The sequence below is a fragment of the Aestuariibaculum scopimerae genome (genome assembly GCF_059428085.1).
On sequence record NZ_CM182089.1, the window covers coordinates 894,932 to 917,009 of the forward strand.

At 37.0% G+C, this 22,078-nt stretch carries 25 protein-coding genes, 1 tRNA gene and 2 pseudogenes; 17 read left to right on the plus strand and 11 right to left on the minus strand.

Features of this window, described 5'->3' with window-relative positions; translation table 11 throughout:
• Window positions 1–237 precede the first annotated feature (237 nt).
• The 13 genes and pseudogenes from AC5SR4_RS03875 (at window position 238) to AC5SR4_RS03935 (ending at window position 10,823) form a co-directional block, all read left to right on the plus strand.
• Window positions 238–2,646, plus strand: coding sequence for a TonB-dependent receptor (locus AC5SR4_RS03875; RefSeq protein ID WP_495358226.1), 2,409 nt, complete (start codon window positions 238–240; stop codon window positions 2,644–2,646).
• A 4-nt stretch (window positions 2,647–2,650) separates the two neighbouring features.
• The gene (locus AC5SR4_RS03880) at window positions 2,651–3,493 is read left to right on the plus strand and encodes a DUF4249 domain-containing protein (protein ID WP_495358227.1); all 843 of its coding nucleotides are present in this window, start codon (window positions 2,651–2,653) and stop codon (window positions 3,491–3,493) included.
• A 168-nt stretch (window positions 3,494–3,661) separates the two neighbouring features.
• Window positions 3,662–4,681, plus strand: a complete 1,020-nt coding sequence (locus AC5SR4_RS03885) for a glycosyltransferase family 9 protein (protein WP_495358228.1) — start codon at window positions 3,662–3,664, stop codon at window positions 4,679–4,681.
• 10 nt (window positions 4,682–4,691) lie between these two features.
• On the plus strand, window positions 4,692–5,285 hold the full coding sequence (locus AC5SR4_RS03890; protein ID WP_495358229.1) for a phosphatase PAP2 family protein: 594 nt from the start codon (window positions 4,692–4,694) through the stop codon (window positions 5,283–5,285).
• Between the two features lie 39 nt (window positions 5,286–5,324).
• Complete coding sequence (locus AC5SR4_RS03895; RefSeq protein ID WP_495358230.1) at window positions 5,325–6,224, plus strand: SDR family oxidoreductase; 900 nt, start codon at window positions 5,325–5,327, stop codon at window positions 6,222–6,224.
• A gap of 145 nt (window positions 6,225–6,369) precedes the next feature.
• Window positions 6,370–7,161 (plus strand): phosphatase PAP2 family protein, encoded by a 792-nt coding sequence (locus AC5SR4_RS03900; RefSeq protein ID WP_495358231.1) that lies wholly within the window; start codon window positions 6,370–6,372, stop codon window positions 7,159–7,161.
• A gap of 8 nt (window positions 7,162–7,169) precedes the next feature.
• Entirely contained in the window at window positions 7,170–8,690 is a 1,521-nt protein-coding gene (eptA, locus tag AC5SR4_RS03905) for a phosphoethanolamine--lipid A transferase EptA (RefSeq protein WP_495358232.1), read from the plus strand.
• Window positions 8,691–9,011: 321 nt separating this feature from the next.
• Window positions 9,012–9,197, plus strand: a pseudogene (locus AC5SR4_RS03910) (AbiEi antitoxin N-terminal domain-containing protein); the annotation flags it as partial.
• A gap of 18 nt (window positions 9,198–9,215) precedes the next feature.
• Window positions 9,216–9,686, plus strand: a complete 471-nt coding sequence (locus AC5SR4_RS03915; RefSeq protein WP_495359153.1) for a type IV toxin-antitoxin system AbiEi family antitoxin domain-containing protein — start codon at window positions 9,216–9,218, stop codon at window positions 9,684–9,686.
• Window positions 9,686–9,886 (plus strand): nucleotidyl transferase AbiEii/AbiGii toxin family protein, encoded by a 201-nt coding sequence (locus AC5SR4_RS03920; protein WP_495358233.1) that lies wholly within the window; start codon window positions 9,686–9,688, stop codon window positions 9,884–9,886. Before AC5SR4_RS03915 ends, AC5SR4_RS03920 begins: the two co-directional genes overlap by 1 nt.
• Window positions 9,843–10,076 (plus strand): hypothetical protein, encoded by a 234-nt coding sequence (locus tag AC5SR4_RS03925; RefSeq protein ID WP_495358234.1) that lies wholly within the window; start codon window positions 9,843–9,845, stop codon window positions 10,074–10,076. The genes AC5SR4_RS03920 and AC5SR4_RS03925 overlap by 44 nt, the downstream gene beginning before the upstream one ends.
• Window positions 10,057–10,410 (plus strand): nucleotidyl transferase AbiEii/AbiGii toxin family protein, encoded by a 354-nt coding sequence (locus AC5SR4_RS03930; RefSeq protein WP_495358235.1) that lies wholly within the window; start codon window positions 10,057–10,059, stop codon window positions 10,408–10,410. The genes AC5SR4_RS03925 and AC5SR4_RS03930 overlap by 20 nt, the downstream gene beginning before the upstream one ends.
• Window positions 10,411–10,436: 26 nt before the next feature.
• Complete coding sequence (locus AC5SR4_RS03935; protein WP_495359154.1) at window positions 10,437–10,823, plus strand: sigma-70 family RNA polymerase sigma factor; 387 nt, start codon at window positions 10,437–10,439, stop codon at window positions 10,821–10,823.
• 263 nt (window positions 10,824–11,086) lie between these two features.
• On the opposite strand, the pseudogene AC5SR4_RS03940 reads toward AC5SR4_RS03935, so the two are convergent.
• Window positions 11,087–11,927: pseudogene (locus AC5SR4_RS03940) on the minus strand (IS3 family transposase); the annotation flags it as partial.
• 103 nt (window positions 11,928–12,030) lie between these two features.
• Window positions 12,031–12,112: transfer RNA gene (locus AC5SR4_RS03945), tRNA-Leu, on the minus strand.
• Window positions 12,113–12,226: 114 nt separating this feature from the next.
• Between AC5SR4_RS03945 and AC5SR4_RS03950 the strand changes: the two genes are divergently transcribed.
• The 3 genes from AC5SR4_RS03950 to AC5SR4_RS03960 all read left to right on the plus strand — a co-directional run bounded on the left by AC5SR4_RS03950 (window position 12,227) and on the right by AC5SR4_RS03960 (window position 15,669).
• Window positions 12,227–13,615: a dipeptidase gene (locus tag AC5SR4_RS03950; protein ID WP_495358236.1), complete on the plus strand. Its 1,389-nt coding sequence runs from the start codon at window positions 12,227–12,229 to the stop codon at window positions 13,613–13,615.
• A gap of 16 nt (window positions 13,616–13,631) precedes the next feature.
• The gene (locus AC5SR4_RS03955) at window positions 13,632–14,492 is read left to right on the plus strand and encodes a DMT family transporter (protein ID WP_495358237.1); all 861 of its coding nucleotides are present in this window, start codon (window positions 13,632–13,634) and stop codon (window positions 14,490–14,492) included.
• Between the two features lie 76 nt (window positions 14,493–14,568).
• Window positions 14,569–15,669 carry a DUF4407 domain-containing protein gene (locus tag AC5SR4_RS03960; RefSeq protein WP_495358238.1) on the plus strand — a complete coding sequence of 367 codons (1,101 nt, stop codon included), beginning with the start codon at window positions 14,569–14,571 and terminating at the stop codon, window positions 15,667–15,669.
• Here AC5SR4_RS03960 and AC5SR4_RS03965 read toward each other — a convergent pair.
• Window positions 15,666–15,944: a hypothetical protein gene (locus tag AC5SR4_RS03965; RefSeq protein WP_495358239.1), complete on the minus strand. Its 279-nt coding sequence runs from the start codon at window positions 15,942–15,944 to the stop codon at window positions 15,666–15,668. The genes AC5SR4_RS03960 and AC5SR4_RS03965 overlap by 4 nt on opposite strands.
• A gap of 221 nt (window positions 15,945–16,165) precedes the next feature.
• Here AC5SR4_RS03965 and AC5SR4_RS03970 point away from each other — a divergent pair, with 221 nt between their 5' ends.
• Window positions 16,166–16,570, plus strand: a complete 405-nt coding sequence (locus tag AC5SR4_RS03970) for a DUF4440 domain-containing protein (RefSeq protein ID WP_495358240.1) — start codon at window positions 16,166–16,168, stop codon at window positions 16,568–16,570.
• A 34-nt stretch (window positions 16,571–16,604) separates the two neighbouring features.
• Here AC5SR4_RS03970 and AC5SR4_RS03975 read toward each other — a convergent pair whose 3' ends face one another.
• The 8 genes from AC5SR4_RS03975 to AC5SR4_RS04010 all read right to left on the minus strand — a co-directional run bounded on the left by AC5SR4_RS03975 (window position 16,605) and on the right by AC5SR4_RS04010 (window position 22,075).
• Entirely contained in the window at window positions 16,605–17,183 is a 579-nt protein-coding gene (locus AC5SR4_RS03975) for a PhnA domain-containing protein (RefSeq protein ID WP_495358241.1), read from the minus strand.
• 114 nt (window positions 17,184–17,297) lie between these two features.
• Window positions 17,298–18,089: a hypothetical protein gene (locus AC5SR4_RS03980; RefSeq protein ID WP_495358242.1), complete on the minus strand. Its 792-nt coding sequence runs from the start codon at window positions 18,087–18,089 to the stop codon at window positions 17,298–17,300.
• Window positions 18,090–18,282: 193 nt separating this feature from the next.
• Window positions 18,283–18,645, minus strand: a complete 363-nt coding sequence (locus tag AC5SR4_RS03985; protein WP_495359155.1) for an MmcQ/YjbR family DNA-binding protein — start codon at window positions 18,643–18,645, stop codon at window positions 18,283–18,285.
• 2 nt (window positions 18,646–18,647) lie between these two features.
• The gene (locus AC5SR4_RS03990) at window positions 18,648–19,007 is read right to left on the minus strand and encodes a DUF4260 domain-containing protein (protein ID WP_495358243.1); all 360 of its coding nucleotides are present in this window, start codon (window positions 19,005–19,007) and stop codon (window positions 18,648–18,650) included.
• On the minus strand, window positions 19,004–19,753 hold the full coding sequence (locus AC5SR4_RS03995) for a cyclase family protein (RefSeq protein WP_495358244.1): 750 nt from the start codon (window positions 19,751–19,753) through the stop codon (window positions 19,004–19,006). The genes AC5SR4_RS03990 and AC5SR4_RS03995 overlap by 4 nt, the downstream gene beginning before the upstream one ends.
• Window positions 19,754–19,756: 3 nt before the next feature.
• The gene (hemW, locus tag AC5SR4_RS04000) at window positions 19,757–20,884 is read right to left on the minus strand and encodes a radical SAM family heme chaperone HemW (RefSeq protein ID WP_495358245.1); all 1,128 of its coding nucleotides are present in this window, start codon (window positions 20,882–20,884) and stop codon (window positions 19,757–19,759) included.
• Window positions 20,884–21,438 (minus strand): crossover junction endodeoxyribonuclease RuvC, encoded by a 555-nt coding sequence (gene ruvC, locus AC5SR4_RS04005; RefSeq protein ID WP_495358246.1) that lies wholly within the window; start codon window positions 21,436–21,438, stop codon window positions 20,884–20,886. Before ruvC ends, hemW begins: the two co-directional genes overlap by 1 nt.
• On the minus strand, window positions 21,431–22,075 hold the full coding sequence (locus tag AC5SR4_RS04010) for an outer membrane beta-barrel protein (protein ID WP_495358247.1): 645 nt from the start codon (window positions 22,073–22,075) through the stop codon (window positions 21,431–21,433). Before AC5SR4_RS04010 ends, ruvC begins: the two co-directional genes overlap by 8 nt.
• Window positions 22,076–22,078: the final 3 nt, after the last annotated feature.

Sequence of the window (22,078 nt, forward strand, 5' to 3'; positions counted from 1 at the left end):
AAAAAAGGCCACAAATTCTACAGTTGGCGACGTTCTAAGTGCGAAAAGCGCATTTAGAACCTTTAAAACTAAATAACCAATAAAATCCAAAAATCTAATAATCAGGATATTAAAATTTTTCTGGTAACAAACAGGTACTGAAAGCGGATTTGAAACCTACTTCATTTTGGTCTCTATGGAGCCTAGTCTAATTTTGTCCCCGTTGAATAAAAACCTCAATTAAAATTTTTAGTAATTATGACAAAAACAAAGCAATTAAAACCCTTTAGGTCAAGAAAAAGACAGGCCTTATTTATGGTGATGATGTTGTGTCCAGTATTATTTTTTGCACAAACAAAATATACAGTTAGTGGTGCCGTTAAGGATGTTGCCAACGGTGAAACACTCTTGGGGGCAACTGTCCTTTTAAAAGGTACTTCTATTGGAAGCACGACCAACGAATATGGTTTTTATTCTATCACAGCACCTGAAGGTAATTATACCTTAACCATTTCCTATTTAGGATTTACATCTTTTGAAAGAGCTATAACCCTTAGCGCTGACCAAGAGTTCAACATTGAGCTCAAAGAAGATGCCGCTCAATTAGATGAAGTAGTCATCACAGCTGAAGAATCAAAGAAAGTAGATCTTCGAACACCACAAATGAGTGTGGCAAAACTCTCAACTAAGGCTATCAAACAGATACCTGTTGTTCTGGGTGAGGTAGATTTGATCAAATCCATTCAATTGTTGCCAGGTGTTACCAACGCCGGCGAAGGTGCATCGGGCTTCAATGTACGCGGTGGTGCAGAAGACCAAAACCTAATTCTTTTGGATGAAGCCATTATTTACAACGCCTCCCATTTGTTTGGTTTCTTCTCGGTATTCAATGCGGATGCCATTAAGGATGTTAAACTTTATAAAGGAGGTATTCCTGCGCGTTTTGGAGGGCGAGCTTCTTCAGTGCTGGATATACGTCAAAAAGACGGGAATAGTAAAGAATATGAATTCACTGGCGGAATTGGTGCTATTTCCAGTCGTTTCGCTGCGGAAGGGCCCATGTTTAAGGACAAAGGTTCGTTTTTAATGGCTGGAAGAGCTGCTTATGCCAATATATTCTTAGCCTTAGCTGGTGAAGATAGTAGAGCCGGATTTTACGATTTAAACCTGAAAACAAATTATGAAATCGACGGGAAGAACAGGCTCTATCTATCTGGTTATTTAGGCAATGATAACTTTGACCTAGAAGGAATTTTCACGAATTCATACGGAAACCTCTCAGGAAACTTGCGATGGAACCATATTTTCAATAACAAGTTATTCTCCAATACATCCTTAATATACAGTCGATATAATTACAACCTGGAAATTCCCATTGAAGGAATTGATTGGAAGTCGGATATCAGCAATTATAATATACGCTATGATTTAGGGTATTATGCAAGCGATAAATTAAAATTTGATTTTGGAGTAAGTGGTATTTATTACAATTTTAATCCAGGAAAACTCAATCCTTTAGATGCAAATTCGGGTGTTAATCCAGAGAAATTAGACGACAAATTTGCGCTAGAAACTGGAGTGTATGCAAGTTTAGAACATAAAATTTCTGATAAGCTCACCGCTCAATATGGCTTGCGTTTCAGTTACTTCAATCGACTAGGAAAGCAAACCTTAAACAATTACGCTAATAATTCACCAGTAGTTTACAACGAAGAATTGGGCATTTATGAGCGTGCTGACCCTATTTCCAATACCAATTACAGTAAAGGAAAAAGCATAGCCACCTTCAATAATTTAGAACCTCGGTTTGCACTTTCATATCAGTTAAACGAGAAGTCTTCTTTGAAAGCAAGTTACAACCGAATGGCTCAATACCTGCATTTAATTTCCAACACCACATCAGCCACGCCATTAGATGTTTGGACACCTAGCGGAAAGTTTATTGAGCCACAAATTGCAGACCAATATGCTGTAGGCTACTTCAGAAATTTCAAGGAAAATATGTTTTCCATTGAAGCCGAAGCCTACTACAAAACCATTGACAATAGGGTGGATTATATCAATGGCGCAGAACTTATAGCCCAAAACACCATTGAAACCGAAATTTTATCTGGTGAAGCCCGTGCCTATGGATTGGAGCTTTTAGTACGAAAGAACAAAGGTGATTTTACAGGTTGGGTGGCATATACCTTGTCGAAATCACAACAGCGCACTCCTGGTGGAGCAGCAGGCGGATTGGGCATCAACAACGGTAAATGGTATAACTCTAATTGGGACAGGACCCATGACTTTTCATTTACTGGTAGTTACAAACTCAACGAAAAATGGCGATTTGGAGCTAATATGGTATTCCAAACAGGTCGACCTGTTACCTATCCTAACGGACAGTTTATATACAACGGATTATCCGTAGCGACGTATTCTGAAAGGAATGCAGACCGTTTGCCGGCTTATCACAGACTAGATCTTTCTGCAACCCTGACACCTCGAAAAAATAAAAACAGAAAATGGCAAGGCGAATGGGTGTTCGGTATATACAACGCTTATAACAGAAGTAATGCAGCCTCTATTTCTTTTGGTCAAAATCAAAAGACAGGCGTAACTGAGGCCACTCGTACTTCCATATTTGGTATTGTTCCTTCAGTAACCTACAACTTTAAATTTTAAAACAATGAAAAAAATAAATATATCTAACAAATTAGGGGTACTCCTTATAATAATAGGATTATTAAACTCATGTACCGATGTCATAAATGTTAATGTCCCAAACGGCGGCACACGATTGGTGGTTGATGCGTCTATTAACTGGCAAAAAGGTACTTTGGGAGAAACACAAACCATTAATCTAAGAGAGTCAACCGCTTTTTTTGCTAACAATCCAGATGTCCCTGTTACGGGTGCTTCAGTAACAGTAACCAAAGAAAACGACGGGTCAATAGTTGTATTTGCCGACCAGAATAATGGTAGTTATACAGCAACCGATTTTGTTCCGGAATTAAACACATCGTATACTTTGGAAATACTATACAACGGCACCTCCTATACAGCAACCGAAACCTTAATTGCAGCACCTGATATTAATCGAATTGAGCAATCCATAGAAGGCTCGGGTGATGACTCGGAAATTCAGCTTCAAGTATTTTTTGACGACCCCGGAGCTATTGAAAATTATTATTTAGGCGAATTTATTCCGTCCAATTTACCAATACCGTCCCTTGCTGTGATTAGCGATGAATTTACAGATGGCAACGAAAATTTTATTGAGAACGATAATGAAAACTATGTTGCTGGAGTAACTGTAGGTGTTAATGTGTATGGTATTTCACAACGGTATTATGACTATTTAAACATATTGATTCAACAATCTGGAAGTGATGAAAACGGGCCTTTTCCAACCACCCCTGTACAGTTAAAAGGAAACTGTAACAATGTCAATGATCCCAATGAGGAAGTATTGGGATATTTTAGGCTAGGTGAATTTGATACTACATCATATACGATTGAACAGCAATAGGATATAAGGTGGTTTTAAGGGACAAAAATGCGTATTTGGAACTATTGATGATTGAATACGTATCCCGAACCACCTCTATTTTTCCAGCCATTTTCCGCAGACAGATTTGTTTGAAGATACGAGGGAATTCGATAAACATGTAGGGATATTAATACAAAAATTTTATAAATGGATCCAAAAAAATTCATCAATGCTATAAAGAGGAAAGCATTTAGGCATCTTTCAGGTTGTTTTACAAACAAGATAGGTAAAACAATCAGTAATAATGATGAAATAAGGCGTATCCTAATTTGTAGACCTAATCACAGATTAGGAAATTTACTGTTGCTTTCACCTTTGGTTCAGGAGTTGGAATCCACATTCCCAAATAGCGAGATCGATCTGCTGGTCAACCATTCCTGCGCCATCCAATTGTTTCAAAATTATGATAATGTCAACCATGTTATAGCATTTCCGCTGAATCCCTTCAAAAATCCCATAAAGTACATGAGCAAATTGGTACGGTTCAGAAGCAAGAAATATGACCTGGCCATAAACGCCGTCACAGAATCCTGTTGTGGAAGATTATTCGCGGGCATTTCAAATGCAAGGTTCAAGTTTGTAGGCGATGTGGAAATGGTTAAAAGAGAAAGACATATTGCAAAACAAATCATCTACTCCTTGAGGGAGTTTTTGCCCAATTTAGGGGTCAATCCAAATGATGCGATGCCGGCAAGCTTGGACTTGAGGCTTGCCAATGATGAACTGATACATGGCGGCAGTTTGGTGTATGACATCGTACAAGACACACAACCGATTATTTGTTTATACCCAAATACCACTGGTACAGGAAAATGGTGGCTTGATCTATATGAACACTTACGGAAAGCATTACCAGACGCAAACATCATTGAAATACTTCCAAAAGAAAACAGCTCCAAGATTGGTTTCAGGGCCCCTGCTTTGTATTCCAATGATATAAGGGAATTGGCGGCCATAATCGCAAATACAGATGTTTTTATTGGACCCGATAGCGGAGTTATGCACTTAGCCAGCTCGTCCCTTACCTCTACCATTGGCCTATTCTCAGTTTCGGACACAGAAAAATACAAACCCTACAACGAGGGCTGTGTCGCAGTGAACACCAGTGAGGTGGAAATCCAAGAGTTGGTGGTCCTTGTCGAAAATATACTCTATCCATATACATAAACTTAAACGAATGGGCAAACTCACAATTTTTCAGGGAAGCATGTACAGTTTAAAAGCTATGGTTATACTTCTATTTTTAAGTGCATCACTAATACATGGGCAGGTGAAGCCTCTGACATCATCCCAAAACACCCATAAAATTGCAGGAGATGTTTTACTTGGTGCCATGCCAGCTTTGGCTTTGGTTTCTACATTCATTTGGCAAGATGGTCAAAAAGGAACTTATCAATTTTCCAAAGCCTTAACTGGCACTATTGCATTAACGTATGGTTTAAAACTGGCCATAAACAAAGAGCGGCCGAATAGAGAAAACAACAATAGTTTTCCATCTGGTCATACTTCTATCGCATTTGCCAGTGCTGCATTTGTGCAAAAAAGATACGGTTGGGAATATGGCATTCCTGCCTACCTCTTGGCAGGATATGTTGGGTATACAAGGATCAAAGCAAACAAGCACGATGGTATGGATGTGCTAGCGGGTGCTGCGATAGGTGTTGGAATGAGTTATTTATTCACCAAACAATATGATGAGAAAAAGAAGTTAGGAATTTCTTCAGGCTTTATTGAAAGCACCCCTACCATAGGTTTAACCTACAAATTTTAATGCCTATGGGGAAAGCTTACTTAAAAAATGAATGAACAAATGACAAAAAAAGATAAAATACTAGTAACGGGAGCTACGGGTCACTACGGGTATGCGGTTATTGAATCATTGATCGAGAGCGGGGTGAATGAACGTTTGATTTATGCCATGGTAAGGGATTTTACCAAGGTTGATGAATTAAAGTCCTTGAACGTAAATGTGGTATTCGGCGATTATAATAACTATAATTCGATATTGAAGGCTTTTTCCGGTATGGACAAACTACTTTTTGTTTCAAGTAATGAATTGGAAAACCGTGGTGAGCAGCATATTCAAGTTGTAAATGCGGCTGTGGAATCCGGGGTTAAGTATATGCTTTACACAAGCCAGGAGCATAAGGAGGTAAATTTTTCCCTTATTGAGTCTATCCTAAGTTCACATCTGGCAACCGAAAATGCCATTAAAGGAAGTGGCATGGACTATACCATATTGCGCAATGGGGTATATATGGACCTCTTGCCTTCATTTTTGGGTAAGAACATTTTTAAATATGGTATTCACCTGCCAGCAGGTAATGGGAAAATAGGCCTTGCGCTACGAAGTGAAATGGCGGAAACGGCCGCCAAGGTCCTACTCTCAACGGGACACAATAATAAGACCTATAGTGTATCTGGGGATAGTTGTTCATTTTCAGAGATTGCAGAGTATATTTCTCAGATTACAGGGAAAAATATCACCTATTTAAGCCCTGTTCTAGATATATTTCTAAACACAGTGATTGATCAAGGGATGTCTCAGAAATGTGCCAAAATGATTGGTGGTTTTGCCGCAGCTACAAGACACGGAGAATTGGAAAGTGACAGTACGCAAATGGAAAAACTATTAGGTCGAAAGCCCCTTACGGTAAAACAATTTCTGGAGGAAACTTTTATTTGGAATTTTTTGAGCAGTGTTGGCTAAAGAACTGATTTAGGCGAGACCACTTAAAATATATGTATAAAATCACTCCCTAGCTTGGTTAATAGCAACAAATCAAACACTGCCTAGGCTATCCTTTATTGGATTGACAGGGTGGCAATAAAGTCACTAATTTAAATAAACTAAAATGAATAAAATAATCATTGTGCTTTTTCTATTCTTGTCCATTTTACAGGTTAACGGACAAAGCACTTCAATTGACTCAACAAACTTAAAGGTTCTCAGGCAAAACGTTTCAATTGACTCAATAAAAAACAAAAAACCGAATGAGTTCAAATTCAAGTCGCTTATAATTCCATCTGCTTTAATAGGATATGGTGTTGTTGGCCTTACAAACCCTTCTTTAAAAAATATTAATACCAGTGCAAAATATGATTTGAGAGGTTATGATGATAAGAAATTAAACATCGACGATTTTTCTCAGTACAGTCCGTTTTTATCTGTATATGCCTTAAATGCGATAGGCATACAAGGAAAACACAATTTTAAAGATAGGACCATTGTTTTGGCAACGGCATATCTCCTAATGGGTGGCTCTGTAAGCATCCTAAAAAAGACTACAAAAGTTACCCGACCGGATGGATCTTCTTCAAATTCGTTTCCTTCAGGGCATACGGCCACAGCTTTTATGGGTGCCGAATTTTTATATCAAGAATATAAAGATGTATCGGTTTGGTATGGTATTACCGGATATCTTGTCGCTACTGGTACTGGCCTTTTTAGAATATACAACGAAAAGCATTGGCTTAACGATATCGCGGCAGGTGCTGGAATTGGAATTTTAAGTACCAAAATTGCTTATTGGGTGCATCCATGGATGAAGAAGACATTTTTCAAGGACAAAGAAAAAACAACTGGAATTGTTATGCCTTTTTATAATGGAAGAGAATATGGATTGGGATTATCATTGAAATTCTGATGTAGAATATGTTAAAAAACAGTGTCAGATTAATTCATTTTGTATCCATAGCAAGTTTTGCTAACTTTTTATTATTTCACTATCCTTTCTTTAAGTACGTCTTCAATGCTCTCGATTATAAAAATTTTGGCGGTATTACCATTATTGTCTCTTTGGTCATTGCAATGTTGGTTGCAAATACTTTTGTATTATATCTTATATTTTTTCTTTCTCGATTTGTTGGAAAAGTTTTATTGATTTTCTTTTTCATCGTCAATGCAATTGTTGCCTATTTTACAAATACCTATCACGTCATTATAGATCTTACAATGATTGGTAATATTCTGAATACCAATTACGAAGAAGCCAGCAGTTTCTTTTCTTTTCGATTGATGCTGTATTTAGTTTTATTAGGCCTTATCCCTGTAATCTTTATAATTAAGGTTAAGATTATTAAAGAAACCTCCAAGAGATTTTTAATTAATTTTTCTTTAACATTGCTTTTTCTTGTCGTTTTTGTTTTTATTAATGGTGGCAATTGGCGATGGATCGATAAAAATTCAACCAAGTTAGGTGCCTTGGCAATGCCTTGGTCCTATATGGTAAATATCTCAAGATTCTACATTTATAAGAGTAAAGAAAATAAAAAAGAGATTTTATTGCCCAATGCGAAAATAAAGGACCATATAAAGTCTATTGCGGTTTTAGTCATTGGAGAATCGGCAAGAAGTGAAAACTTTTCTCTTTATGGGTATGAAAAACTCACCAACCCTTTATTGTCTAAAATAGAAAATGTTCACAATTTTAATTCAATAGCTTGTGCTACTTATACCACAGCAGGTGTCAAGTGCATATTGGAACACACAAATTCTGGTAAGCTTTATGAGATTTTGCCTAATTACTTATACAGAAATAATGTCGAAGTCATTTGGAGAACCACAAATTGGGGAGAGCCTCCTGTCCATATTAAAAGTTATTTAAAAAAAGAGGATTTAAAAGAAATGTTTAAGGGTGAAGATTGTAATTATGATGAGATTCTTTTAAAAGGTTTAAAAGAGCAAATTTTAGCAAGTAAAAAAGATAAAATATTAGTTGTTTTACATACAAGTACCAGTCATGGGCCATCGTATAATACCAAATACCCACCTGAATTTGAAAGGTTCGTGCCCGTTTGCAAAAGTGTTAAACTGGGGGAATGTACCCATGAGGAACTCGTAAACGCCTATGACAATACCATTGTTTATACAGATTATATACTTGCAAGTTTAATTAAGGATTTAAAGGGATTAAAGGAATACAACAGTACGATGCTGTTCGTTTCTGACCATGGTGAATCCTTAGGGGAATATAATTTGTACATGCATGGAGTACCAGCAACTTTTGCACCTAAGCAACAATTGGAAATTCCTTTTATAATATGGTTGTCAGATGGCTCTAAAAAACTGAAGTCAAACGAAACACTATCACAACATCATGTTTTTCACAGTATCCTAAATTTCTTAGCAATAGAAAGTCCTATTTATAATGAAGATATGAACATATATAAATAATTAACTGTTTATCTAAATATAATAATTGGAAAAGGTTAACGGAATGGAAAGGAGAAATTGAGGATGGTGTCCAAGACTTTTCAATGAAGCTCTTTGCCCGGAATGCAGCTTTTCTCGAAATGGGGGGAATGTGCTGAACGGATTATGAAATTGGAAATCCAATAACTACCACTATTGCAATAAAGTGGCAAATATTTGTATTTTGTTTGAAATATTTACTTAATTCGTACCATGAGTACTAAAAAAGGATTTAAAATAAACCAATTATTACAGTCCCAACCATCTGGAGTGGTGTTCCTATCCTCATAGCTTGTTGAGCAAGGTTATAGTCACGACCTGTTACGAAAGTACAGAGAAAGCGACTGGTTGACCTCTATAGGCTCAGGGGCTATGATAAGAACCGGTGAAAAAGCAGGGTATGAAGGTGCTCTATATGCATTACAGGAACAATCTGGACTGAGCGTGCATCTTGGAGGAAGAACGGCTCTATCCCTACTCGGAAGGGCTCATTATTTGCACTTTAACGTGAAAAAAATATTCCTGTTCTGCAAAAGTGGCAGTAAGCTTCCAACATGGTTTTTAGATTATGATTGGGGATATAAAATAGAGCAAATAAACACCTCTTTTCTTCCCTCTGGTATAGATTTGTCCGCTATAGAGCAAAAAACATTTTCCATAAAAATATCAAACCCGGAAAGGGCTATCTTGGAATGTTTTTATTTAACCCCAAAAATCCATTCTTTTTTAGAATCCTACGAACTTATGGAGGGATTGAACAACCTAAGGCCAAACCACGTACAAACCTTGCTTGAACAGGGTAGTTCCGTAAAAGTAAAACGATTGTTTTTATATATGGCCGAAAAGGCAAATCACGATTGGTTCAACTACATAAAGACAGAAAAAATAGATTTGGGCAGCGGAAAACGGGCACTTCTGAAGGATGGGATTTATATACCGAAATACAATATAACCGTACCCAAAGAATTGGAAACTTAATGGAGATCAGAAATGTATATAAGATCCAGGTATCCCTTTTATTAAAGGTGTTATCATTGGTGGCGAAGGAAAAATGTTTTGCTTTACATAGCGGTACAGCCATCAATTTATTCATTAGGGACATGCCCAGACTGTCTGTGGACGTCGACTTAACTTATGTACCCATCGAAGACAGGGATACTTCAGAAACATATTGCTGAAGCCCTAAACCGAATAAAATCAATTATCGAAGCCGCCATTCCCGAAACGCATATTTCCCTTCAGGAGAAAATACTTAAACTCCTTATTTCAACCCCAAAAGCACAAATAAAACTGGAAGTCAATCAGGCGAACAGGAGTGTAATCGATGGCACTAAGGAAATGATGCTTTGTGAAAAAAGTCCAAGATGAATATGTTTCATTTTGTGCCATTGATGTAGCCCCATTTAGCCAACTTTATGGGGGTAAAATATGTGCTGCTTTGGACAGGCAACACCCTAGGGATTTGTTCGACATCAAATATCTAACGGAGAACGAAGGGTTTACAGATGAAATAAAAAAAGGATTTTTACTTTGTCTATTAGGCAGCAACCGTCCTTTGCACGAAATGCTCAGCCCTAACCTCACGGACCAAAGTCATGCTATGGAAAATCATTTTGACGGAATGAGCTATGTCTCATTTTCCTACGAATGTTTTAAAAAACTAGGCATCAACTTACAACGGTCGTCTTTAATGAGTTTTTAGATTTTTACCGCAACCGCACCACCGTACTGAAAGCAGAAGAGCGCTATTATGAACATTTGGATGCTATTGTACGCGAGTATGACGATGCCTCGATTGAAACGGCCATTAAAATGGTGTTTGAGGCTATTGAAAGCCTGCCCGAACGCTGCCAGGAGATCTTTATTTTGAGTAAAAAAGACGGGCTCACCAATACCGAGATTGTCGGTCAACTGGGGATTTCTGTCAAGACCGTGGAAGGACAAATATCCAAAGCCTTTAGATTTTTAAGGGACACGCTGGGGGAACAGATGAAGCCTATTTTGTTTTTGTTGTTTTCGGTGTATAGAAAAGACAGATGGACTACTTTGGGTGATGATGCCCTTGAAAATGTGGAAAAAAGCAATAAAGCTTTGAATCTTGCCATAAACTTTTAGAAGTACTTCTGATAATGGTTTAATGAAACGTTTTTTAGTTTAAAATCGGAACAATTAAACAAAATTACTTCTTATTGATACAATTTTACCCATAGGCTATGCTATTAATAAATACATTTAGACCATGAAAAACATTTTTTTACTTCTTATTATTTTAAGTTTGGTTGGTTGTAACACGAGCCAAAAGAGAGAAAACACATTTGTACAGAAGGATTCCTTATGAGCCGTCCTAAAATAGGTTGACAGTTTTTAATAAAATTAAATCAAACCAGAGAAGCTAGCTTCTTTGGTTTTTTATTGTGTATAAAGTTAGGTGTTTTCATATTAAGGCTCAAATGGGACCTTTTGTTGTTATAGGTTTCTATGGATTCTCTCACCAACTGTTCCAGTTCTTTGCCACTGTTGCATTTATGGATTAAGAATTCTTGCTTTAATACCATTTATCCGTTCTGCCAGTGCATTTTGATAGCAGTCGTATCCATCTGTCATGAAAGGTCTTACATTATGTATTTGCAGGGCATCTTGATATACCGAAGCACAATATTGCAACCCACGGTCAAAGTGGTGTATCAGCTCTTTATGATGTTGTCATTGTCTGATTGCCATATTAAAGGCTTTCACCACATTCTCAGTACCCATATCGTCACTTAGTTTGTAACCCATTATCATCCTACTGTAAGCATCGGTTACCAAGGACAAATAATGTGTTCGTTCTCTACTTTTCACATAGGTAATGTCACTGACCAATACATGTCCTGGTCTTTGTGGCACAATCTCTTTTAAAAGATTAGGGTGCTTTTTGAGCCAATGTTTTGAGTTAGTGGTCTTAGTATAGTTCCTTTTTGGCCTTATAAGTAAATGTTCACTTTTCAGGTAACCAAATAAGGCATCCCTCCCTATTCTTATCCCCAAGCTATCAAACTCTGGCTTGAGCAGATAGTATAGCTTACGTGTACCTATTCTTGGCATGTCCCTGCGTATGGACAATACTAAAGGCTTAACTTGCGATAGAACTTTGGCTCGCGCATGTTTTCGCCTTTGTGCCTGATAAACCGCTTGCCTGCTTATCCCTAACAATCTACAAGAGCGTGAGAGTGCTATCTCTTTAATATTCATAATAAGTCGTTTTTGTGTCAACTTATTTCAGGACGGGACATTAAGAATAAAAAAAGCTTCTCAAAATTGAGAAGCTTTTTTCTTTATATCGTGCGGGCGGGGAGACTCGAACTCCCACACCTCGCGGCACTAGATCCTAAGTCTAGCGTGTCTACCAATTCCACCACGCCCGCTAAGCCCGATAAATATCGGGATGCAAATATAAACAAGATTTTTAAATTGCAAACTTCTAAACCAGAAAAACCTTCTTTTTTTTATACTTTTGAAATCTAAACTAATTATACTTCATGCATACTATTGAATCTTATATTAAGGAACATAAAAACAGATTTATTGATGAGCTTATTGATTTATTGAAAATCCCATCTATTAGTGCTGATTCGGCCTATAAGCAGGATGTTTTAAAGACGGCTGATGCTGTTAAAAGGACTTTGGAGCAGGCTGGGTGCGATATTGTTGAAATTTGTGAAACGGCTGGTTACCCTATTGTTTATGGTGAGAAAATAATAGACCCTAACTTACCTACGGTTTTGGTTTATGGCCACTATGATGTACAACCACCCGACCCAATGAATTTATGGAACTCCCCGCCTTTTGAGCCTGTTATTAAGACTACGCCCCTGCATCCTGAGGGTGCTATTTTTGCACGCGGTGCTAGTGATGATAAGGGACAAATGTATATGCACGTAAAGGCTTTGGAGTTTATGACGCGTACTGAGCAATTGCCCTGTAATGTGAAGTTTATGGTTGAGGGCGAGGAAGAGGTTGGCAGCCCTAATTTGGCGATTTTTGTTAAAAACAATCAGGAAAAGTTGAGGAATGATGTTATTCTAATTTCTGATACGGGCATGATTGCTAATGATGTGCCTTCTATTACTACGGGCTTACGTGGTTTGAGCTATGTTGAAGTGGAGGTTACAGGCCCTAATAGGGATTTACATTCTGGATTGTACGGGGGCGCTGTTGCGAACCCTATTAATATTTTGGCTAAGATGATTGCGTCTTTGCATGACGAAAACAACCATATTACGATTCCTGGGTTTTATGATATGGTTGAGGAGCTATCGGTTTTGGAACGAGCTGAAATGGCTAAAGCACCTTTTAACCTCGAGGATTATAAAAAGGCCCTGGATATTGAAGCTGTTTATGGCGAAGCTGGCTATACGACTAATGAGCGCAATTCTATACGCCCTACTTTGGATGTGAATGGTATTTGGGGCGGCTATACTGGCGAGGGTGCTAAAACGGTTATTGCCAGTAAGGCCTATGCTAAAATATCGATGCGCTTGGTACCTAACCAGGATTGGGAAACTATTACGACGTTGTTTACGGAGCATTTTACCAATATTGCTCCTAAGGGTGTGAGCGTTAAGGTTACACCCCACCATGGAGGACAAGGATATGTAACGCCTATTGACCATATTGGCTACCAAGCGGCGGCTAATGCTTATGAGGACACTTTTGGTAAAGCACCTATACCGCAACGAGGTGGCGGCAGTATTCCCATTGTTTCGCTATTTGAGCAGGAACTGCACAGTAAAACTATTTTAATGGGCTTTGGCTTGGATAGTGATGCCATCCATTCGCCCAATGAGCACTTTGGCATTTTTAATTACTTAAAGGGTATTGAAACAATTCCTTTGTTTTATAAATATTTTACAGAGTTAAGTAAATAATACAAGGCGCTATTTGATGAAGAACCAGCATACTAGCCACCTTATTCAACTTACTTTGGCTACACTTTTTATAAGTACTTCGGGGGCTTTGGGGCGTTTTATTGATATGCCCACGCCTGTTATTATTTGGTGGCGCTGTGCTTTGGGTGGCGTGGCCTTGTTCTTGTTTTGTAGGTACAAAAAGTTTAGTCTTAAAATACATTCTAATAAGGATGTGGCCGCTACTGTTGTTAGTGGCCTGTTTTTGGGTGCCCATTGGATTACTTATTTCTATGCCCTAAAACTTTCTAATGTTGCTATGGGTATGCTTTCGCTGTTTGCCTACCCTATTTTAACGGCTCTTTTAGAGCCCTTGTTTATTAAGGTTAGGTTTGACCCTATGTATATTGTTCTGGGCTTAATGGTGCTTTTGGGAATTTATATTCTTGCTCCTGAATTTGATTTGGAAAGCACTTACTTGCAAGGGGTGCTTTTTGGTTTGCTCTCGGCGCTTTTGTATGCTTTACGCAATATTATGTCTAAAAAATTGACTAATACTTATAATGGTACTAGTGTGATGTTTTATCAAATTGCAGTGCTATCGGTGGTTTTGGCCCCTACTTTGTTTTTTATGGATTCTTCTGGTATTGTAACGCAGTTTCCTTATGTAATTATGCTGGCGTTTTTAACTACAGCTATTGGGCATACTATGTTGGTTAACAGTTTAAAGCATTTTACAGTTAGTACTGCCAGTATTATTAATAGTACACAGCCTATTTTTGGTATTATTATCGCTTTTATTTTTTTAAATGAAATACCTTCTCTAAATACTTTTTTGGGAGGTATGCTAATTTTAGCAACGGTTATTATTGAGAGTGTGCGGTCTAGAAATCAGTAGTTCTTTTTTATGCTGCTATGTAACATTTTGATAATCTTGACGTTCTAATAGTCAATCAATCAAAAAACCAATCGTTATGTTAAAACAATTTTTTATTGTATGCTCTGGGGCGGATACTGATATTCTAGACACCTGCTCTAAAGGTGAACAAAACAAATATGCTGGTATTGGCGCTACAGTTTTCTTTACGGCTGTTATGGCTTTTATTGCTGCCAGTTATGCGCTGTACACTGTTTTTAACAACATTTTTACTTCTGTTTTCTTTGGGTTTATTTGGGGTTTGCTCATTTTTAACTTAGACCGTTATATTGTATCGACTATTAAAAAGACGGGGCATTTTGTTGATGAGCTTATTCAAGCTACTCCCCGAATTATTTTGGCTGTCATTATTGCCGTTGTTATTGCCAAACCTTTGGAACTAAAGATTTTTGAAAAGGAAATTGACCGGGTATTACTGGAACAGAAAAATGCTTTGACACTTGCCAACAAATCGCAAATAGCTGAACAGTTTACTCCTGATATTGCGGCATTAGAGGGCGATATTAAAGCGCTACAATCTGAAATTACAACTAAGGAGCTAGAGGTAAATACGCTTTATGATACTTATATTAGTGAGGCGGAAGGTACGGCTGGCACCAAAATTTTGGGTAAGGGTCCTGTTTATAAGGAGAAGCGCGATAAGCATGATGCTGCTTTGTCCGATTTGCAACAATTAAAAACAGATAACCATGCTAAGATACAGGCTTTAGAAACCCAAATTGCCAAATTGCAAACTGCTTTTAAAGATAAAGTAACTACTACTCAACCTATTATTGATGGGTTTGATGGCTTAATGGCCCGTATAAATGCTCTTAACCAACTGCCCTGGCTGCCTTCTTTTTTTATATTCTTACTGTTTTTAGCGATTGAAACTTCGCCCATATTTGCCAAATTGCTGTCGCCTAAAGGGGCTTACGACTTTAAGTTGGAAAATGAAGAAGCGGCCCTTAAAGCGCATGTGCTTCAAAACAAAACCCAACGCGAAGCGATGTTAAAAGCTGATTTTGCCATTAACGATCGTATTTATAGCGATCTTGAAAATGAGGATGAACTTTATACATATAAGCGCAAAAAAGCGAGGGAACTTTTACAGCTTCAGGCTGATGCGTTTTTGAAGCATCAAAAAAATGCGCTTTAGGCTGCTAGTTCTGTTTTAAAATGATCGTAAAGCGCTTTGCAACCTGAACCTATTATGGAAAAACTTTTGTTTTTTATTATGGATTCTTTATGAAGTTCTGATAGGGCTTTAACGCCATGATGGTCTATTTGCACTAAGTCTTCTACGCTAATGGTTAAGGTGTTAACTCGATGAAAAATGTTCTTGAATTCGTTTTGGAATACTGCTAGATTGCCTTTATTTAAACTCCCTTTTATTTTATAAAAGTTGTTGCAACTGGTAATTTTAAGATCCATAATTAAGCAATTTGAAATGATTAAACAATAAATTTGGGCTATTAATTAGTTAAGGCGAGATAAATATATAAAACTTATCTTATATTAACATTGTTTTTTCGACCAATCTAATTTTAGTTGGGTTAAAAAAAGCTAAGTACTATTTTATCTGATGAATGATACTTTTTAATGTTAGTTTTCGCTATTTTTACTTCCATCCTAACATAATACCTTTTTTATTTATGAAAAAATTCATTTTGTTACTTTGCTTTTTTAGTGCTATTTGTTCGTATTCGCAAACTACAGAGGAAGATGATATTAAGGCCATTCATGCTGTTTTAAAGGCCCAAAGGTTGGCTTGGTCTAAAGACAATATTGAGGGCTACATGGAAGGTTATTGGAAAAGCGATTCACTTAAATTTTATGGCCGCAATGGTATTACTTATGGCTGGGAAAACACTTTGGAGAACTATAAAAAGGCATACCCCAGTAAAGAGCATACTGGAAAATTAAATTTTAAGATTGATACGATTACCAAAATAAATGATGGTGCTTATTATGTAATGGGCGAATACCACATTAAACGTGATGCTGGAAATGCTACAGGTTTTTTTATGTTGGTGTTTAAAAAAATTAATGGTTCCTGAAAGATTATTGCTGATACGTCTTGTTAAAACCTGCTTAGGTTTTTTTAACGTACTTGGTTATAATTACTATTTGCTGCCCATCTACCTTACCTTCTATATACTCTGCATTTTCGTTATCTAACCTAATATTCCTTACGGCTGTACCTTGTTTGGCTACCATACTTGAGCCTTTTACTTTTAAGTCTTTTATTAATACTACAGAATCTCCTGCTTGTAAAATTACACCGTTAACATCTCTATGAATTATTTTGGCTGACTCGTCCTCATGCTCGCCTGTTGCCCTTGCTAAGTTTAGTGCCTCATCATCTAAATACATCATATCTAACAAATCTTTGGGCCACCCTTCATTACGCAACCGTTGTAACATTCTCCAAGCCATGATTTGTACGGCTATAAATTCACTCCACATACTATCGTTTAAACACCTCCAATGGTTAGGATCCATTTCTGAATGGCCTTCTATTTGGCTTAAACAAACATCACAAACCAATAGGCTGTTATCTACATTTTCATTTGTTGACGGCGGAATTGTATATTGTGATAACGTTTTACTGGAAGCACATAATTCGCAAGTGTTATTACTTCGTTCTTTCAAGCTTTGCAGTACACTCATGGTTTTTGTTTTTTATTTGGCAAAAATACATTTAATTTAAGGCTATACAAGCTCTATGTTAAAATAAAAAAAGGGTGCCGCTTGGTACCCTTTTTTATATTGTGCTATTTTATGTTATAGCTTAATGGCTGTGTATACTGCATCGCCATGGCTCTCAACATATTTTCTAAAGCTTTTACTTTCTTCTTCTGTAAAAGCTTCTTTCCATAATTCTTGGTTCTTGTTAAACATGGCTTCTAGATCTGCCATAGAATCTAACATTACGGCTTCTACCATTTGTTTTCTGTTGGATCCCCAAGCATGGATGTGTGGATAGTACCCCTTAATGTAATCATTTTTACCAATAACCTCTTTCTGCATTTTTTTCATAAAGTCTGTAAATTCTTCTCCACTACCATCTTCTGGAAATGCCATGATATTGGTTCTTACATAAAGTATCATGTCTTTTGTAGCTTCCTCTTTCATGGGTACAGCACCGGGTAGGGTAGCATAAATCTCATCAGAGTGATCCATGGAATAGGCCGATCCTTTTTTATCTAAAAAGGCCTTTCTAGCTTCTTCATCTGGCCAAGCTGCTTTTTCGAGTTCACCATCTTTTGCAGATGCTTCTTCTATGGCTGCCCAACTTGGATAGGATTGCACATAGATAACCTCGTTACTGTTTGGAGACAGTAAATGGGTGTAAAATCCAGCATGAATGATGTGCTCATTTTTACTGGTTACTTTTTCCATGTATTCTTTTTCGACAGCTCTCCATTCCTCTCCGGTCATGTCACTATCTGTGTCCCAATACATGGTTGTTACTGTAATATATTTGGGGGCTTGTGCATCTTGTGAAAAAGATACAGTACTAAATAATAATGCTACCATTACAATAGCTGCAAATAATTGATTGGTTGTTTTCATAATTTGTAAAAATTTTGAGTTAGTATATTAGTCATTTATTAAATGCTACTTAATTGATTAGGGCTCAAAAAAAATACTTAGGGCAGTTGGTACTGGTACTATTATTATAAAAACAGGAAGTGATTATATATATTGCTATAACCAAATATACAATAAAAAAGCTTATGTTTTACACCATGTAAGTCTTTTCTAGTTAAATTAACTTGTCTCTAGTCTTTTTGGGCAAGCCTTTTACTACCATAGCATAGGAATGGTCTATAAGCTTAAAAATAAGGTGGGCTTGTAACTGGTCTTCATATATATACAAGGTATTCCAATGTTTTTTGTTCATATGAAATCCAGGGCGTATGCTACTGTATTCTATACGCAGTTCTTGGGCATAATCTGGATCAGCTTTTAAGTTTAGGGTGGGTTTACCAGCTTCCCAGCTTTCTAGTGGCACTAAGGCAAATATTTTTCCAAATACTTTAAATACCATTGTATTTTCATCAAAAGGAAAATCTTCTGTAACGCTCTGCTTTTTTATGCAGTAATCTCTTAATTGCTCTATATTTATTCTCAATTGGGATTGTCTATGTTTTCTAAATGTGTGTGGCGAAATGAACTGGCATATTTTAATCCATAACCAAACACCCTATCTAAAGCGGCATGGCTAAACAATATAATTCCTGCTAACTGTAAAATATTATTTTGCAAGGACATCCCTATTAAATAAATGGCTACTGCCACGCCTTTATTATGAAAAAAATTGTACGTAAAAGTTCCCACTTTTAAATTTACAAGATAGCCTAACATACTAATATCGGGTGTAAGGAACAACACTAAAAATAACCACCAACTATAGGGCATATAACTAAACGCATACACTCCCAAAATGAACATTCCCAATTCTTCTAGTTTTAAAATGTACTTCATCATGTAATAATTTTGTATAGAATGGGCTTACTGGGAGACGCATCGTTTTCAAAAGGGGCTATTTGTATGTTTATAAAGTAGGTGCCATCTTCTACTTTATTGGGTACAAAAATAAACTCGGTAATGGTGGCATCCATTCTAAGCTTTCCTTTGGTATTCCAAAATGCATTATGGGCCAACAATTCGCCATCATCTTTTTCCTTGTCTACACTAGGCAGGTCAATAAGTAAATGCTTTACATCTTTATTTTTAAGGTATGTGGCTGCTGCTTCCTGCAAATAGGGCGGGTTGGTATTGGAATACTGTCGGGAAAGCTTCTCTTTGGTATTGGGCAAGGTACGAATTACAATGGCTTCTCGTTTTTTGCTGTCTAATGCATATTGTAACTGCTTTTTGGAAATTACAAAATCGCCATTTATTTTTTCTGGCGGTATGGTAATGACTTCTGCCAAGAAGAAAAACTGCTTTAGGTTTTTGTTTATTGAATGTACTTTTTTGGTAATGTGCCCTACACATTCGGTATGGGTGCCGTGTGCATGTGGATTGAAACTGATGTTATTAAAATTAATACAAGCACCGGCTTCTACGCTTCCTGTCCAATCGTCAAACTGTACAGGTTTTATTGTTGGTGCTTCTAAATACCAAGCGTTTACATTGCTCTTGGATGCTTTAAGGGGTATGGATATATCTATAGCTTGCGATAAATCTATTTTATACTTTTTGGAGTTGCACTCTATGGTTGTTATCAAAATTCAATTAATTTTAAATAGGTTTGAGGCGATACCATCGCTTAAAAATTTTCCTTTTTTTGTTACTAATAACTTATCCCCATTAATATACAATAATTGTTGATTAATATACCCTTGTGCCTGCTTTAAAAGATAATTTTTATAATCTGCACCAAAGTCTTCTTCAACTTTTTTTAGCGACACCCCCCAGATTGTGCGCAACCCGGTCATAACATATTCGTTGTACTTATCGGTAGTTGATAAGGTTTCTTTTTCTGCAGGTAAAATGCCAAGCTGTATTGATTTGATATATTTTGAATTGTTTCTCACATTCCAACTGCGCTGGCTGCCTTGAAAGGAATGTGCCGATGGACCAATACCTATATAGGGTTTTCCTTGCCAATAAGCCGAATTGTTTTTACTAAAGTATTCTGGTTTTCCAAAATTGGACAGTTCGTAATGCACAAATCCATTTGCTTCTAATTTTTCTACCAGTAATTGATATTGCTCTTGGGTTAGTTCGTCATCCACATTGTTTATTACCCCCTTTTTTATAAGGCTATCTAAAGCGGTTTTTGGCTCTACTGTAAGTGCATAACTAGATATGTGTGGAATATTGAAAGCTAATGCGGTTTCTATATTTTGCTCCCATTGGCTATGGGTTGCTCCTGGAATGCCATAAATCAAATCCAACGATATATTGTTAAAATACTTGGTGGCCTCCTCTAAACATTGCTTGGCTTCTTGGGCATTATGGGCGCGGTTCATGAGCTTTAAATCGTTTTCAAAAAACGACTGTACGCCAATACTCAACCTATTTATAGGCGTATTAGCCAGGGTTTTGATGCGTGTGTTTGATAGGTCGTCTGGATTGGCTTCTAAAGTAATTTCGGGAGTGTTTTCTACAGTGTAGTGTTTGTATATGGTATTTATTAGCAATTGCAATTCTTTATTGGTAAGCAAACTAGGTGTGCCGCCGCCAAAATAAATAGTTTCTACAGACTGGTTTTTAAATTCGCCTTTGCGTAATTCCAATTCTTTTATTAGTGCCGTAATTAAATCGGTTTTCTTTTTTAGGGATGTTGAAAAATGAAAATCGCAATAATAACAGGCCTGCTTACAAAACGGAATATGGATATATATTCCTGCCATTATTTTTTTATTCGATCTTCATTTTGCTTAACAAAGGCACTCCATCCGGTATAGCTTTTACCTACTTCAACCTTTCCTTCGTTATAAAAATGGCATACGGCTGCAGCCAGACCATCGGTAGCATCAAGATTTTTAGGTAGGCTTTTTAATTTTAACAAATTTTGTAGCATTTTGGCAACTTGTTCTTTACTGGCATTTCCATTTCCTGTAATGGCCATTTTTATTTTTTTTGGGGAATACTCGGTAATGGGCACTTCTCTACTTAAACCTGCTGCCATAGCTACTCCTTGTGCCCTGCCCAGTTTTAACATACTTTGTACGTTTTTACCAAAAAAGGGCGCTTCTATGGCAATTTCATCTGGGTGATGGGTTTCTATGAGCTCTACTGTGCGTTCAAAAATTAGTTTTAATTTTAGGTAGTGGTCGTCGTACTTCTTTAAATCGAGTTCGTTAAGCTGAATAAAAGACATGGTTTTACCTATAACTTTTATAAGCCCAAAACCCATAATGGTTGTGCCGGGATCTATTCCTAAAATAATTTTTTCTTTAGTCATTTTGTTCACAATAGTAACAGCCGCTCAACGAAATGGAGGCGCCAATGCTTATGGTTAAAAGGTTACCGTTAAAGGAACCATAACCATCTGTTATCGGGTTAAAATCATCATCAAAACCCATAATATAGGAAGCGTCCAAATAAATGGACAGGTTATCTGATACCCCATAATGGACCTCTAACCCAGCCAAGGCATTAAAAAATGAATTTTTATTCTCGGTATAATTCCCCAAGGGTTTTATAAATGTATACCCCGGCCCAGCGTGTAAAAACAATCCTAAGCGGTTGGAAACATTTATAATACTGGAAAGATCATAAACCCCTTGTAGATTAACACGTGAGTAGTTTAGTTTAAATTCTATTGTATTATCCTCATTGGATATTCTACTAAAACTGTAATCTAATTTAGCTCCTAATTTGGGCCTGAACATATATTGTAAGCCTAAGCTAACGGTTGGGAAATTATATGTTTTACCCTTAAAGCTACCTACAAAACCATCTTGGGACGGACTGTTAAGACCTAATGCTACTTGTGCCTTAAACGTACTGGTATCTCCTTGAGAAAACCCCATAAAACCACTAAATAGAAGGATTGCTACCAGTGTTTTTACTTTATTAATTTTTAAAATGGAAATCATACC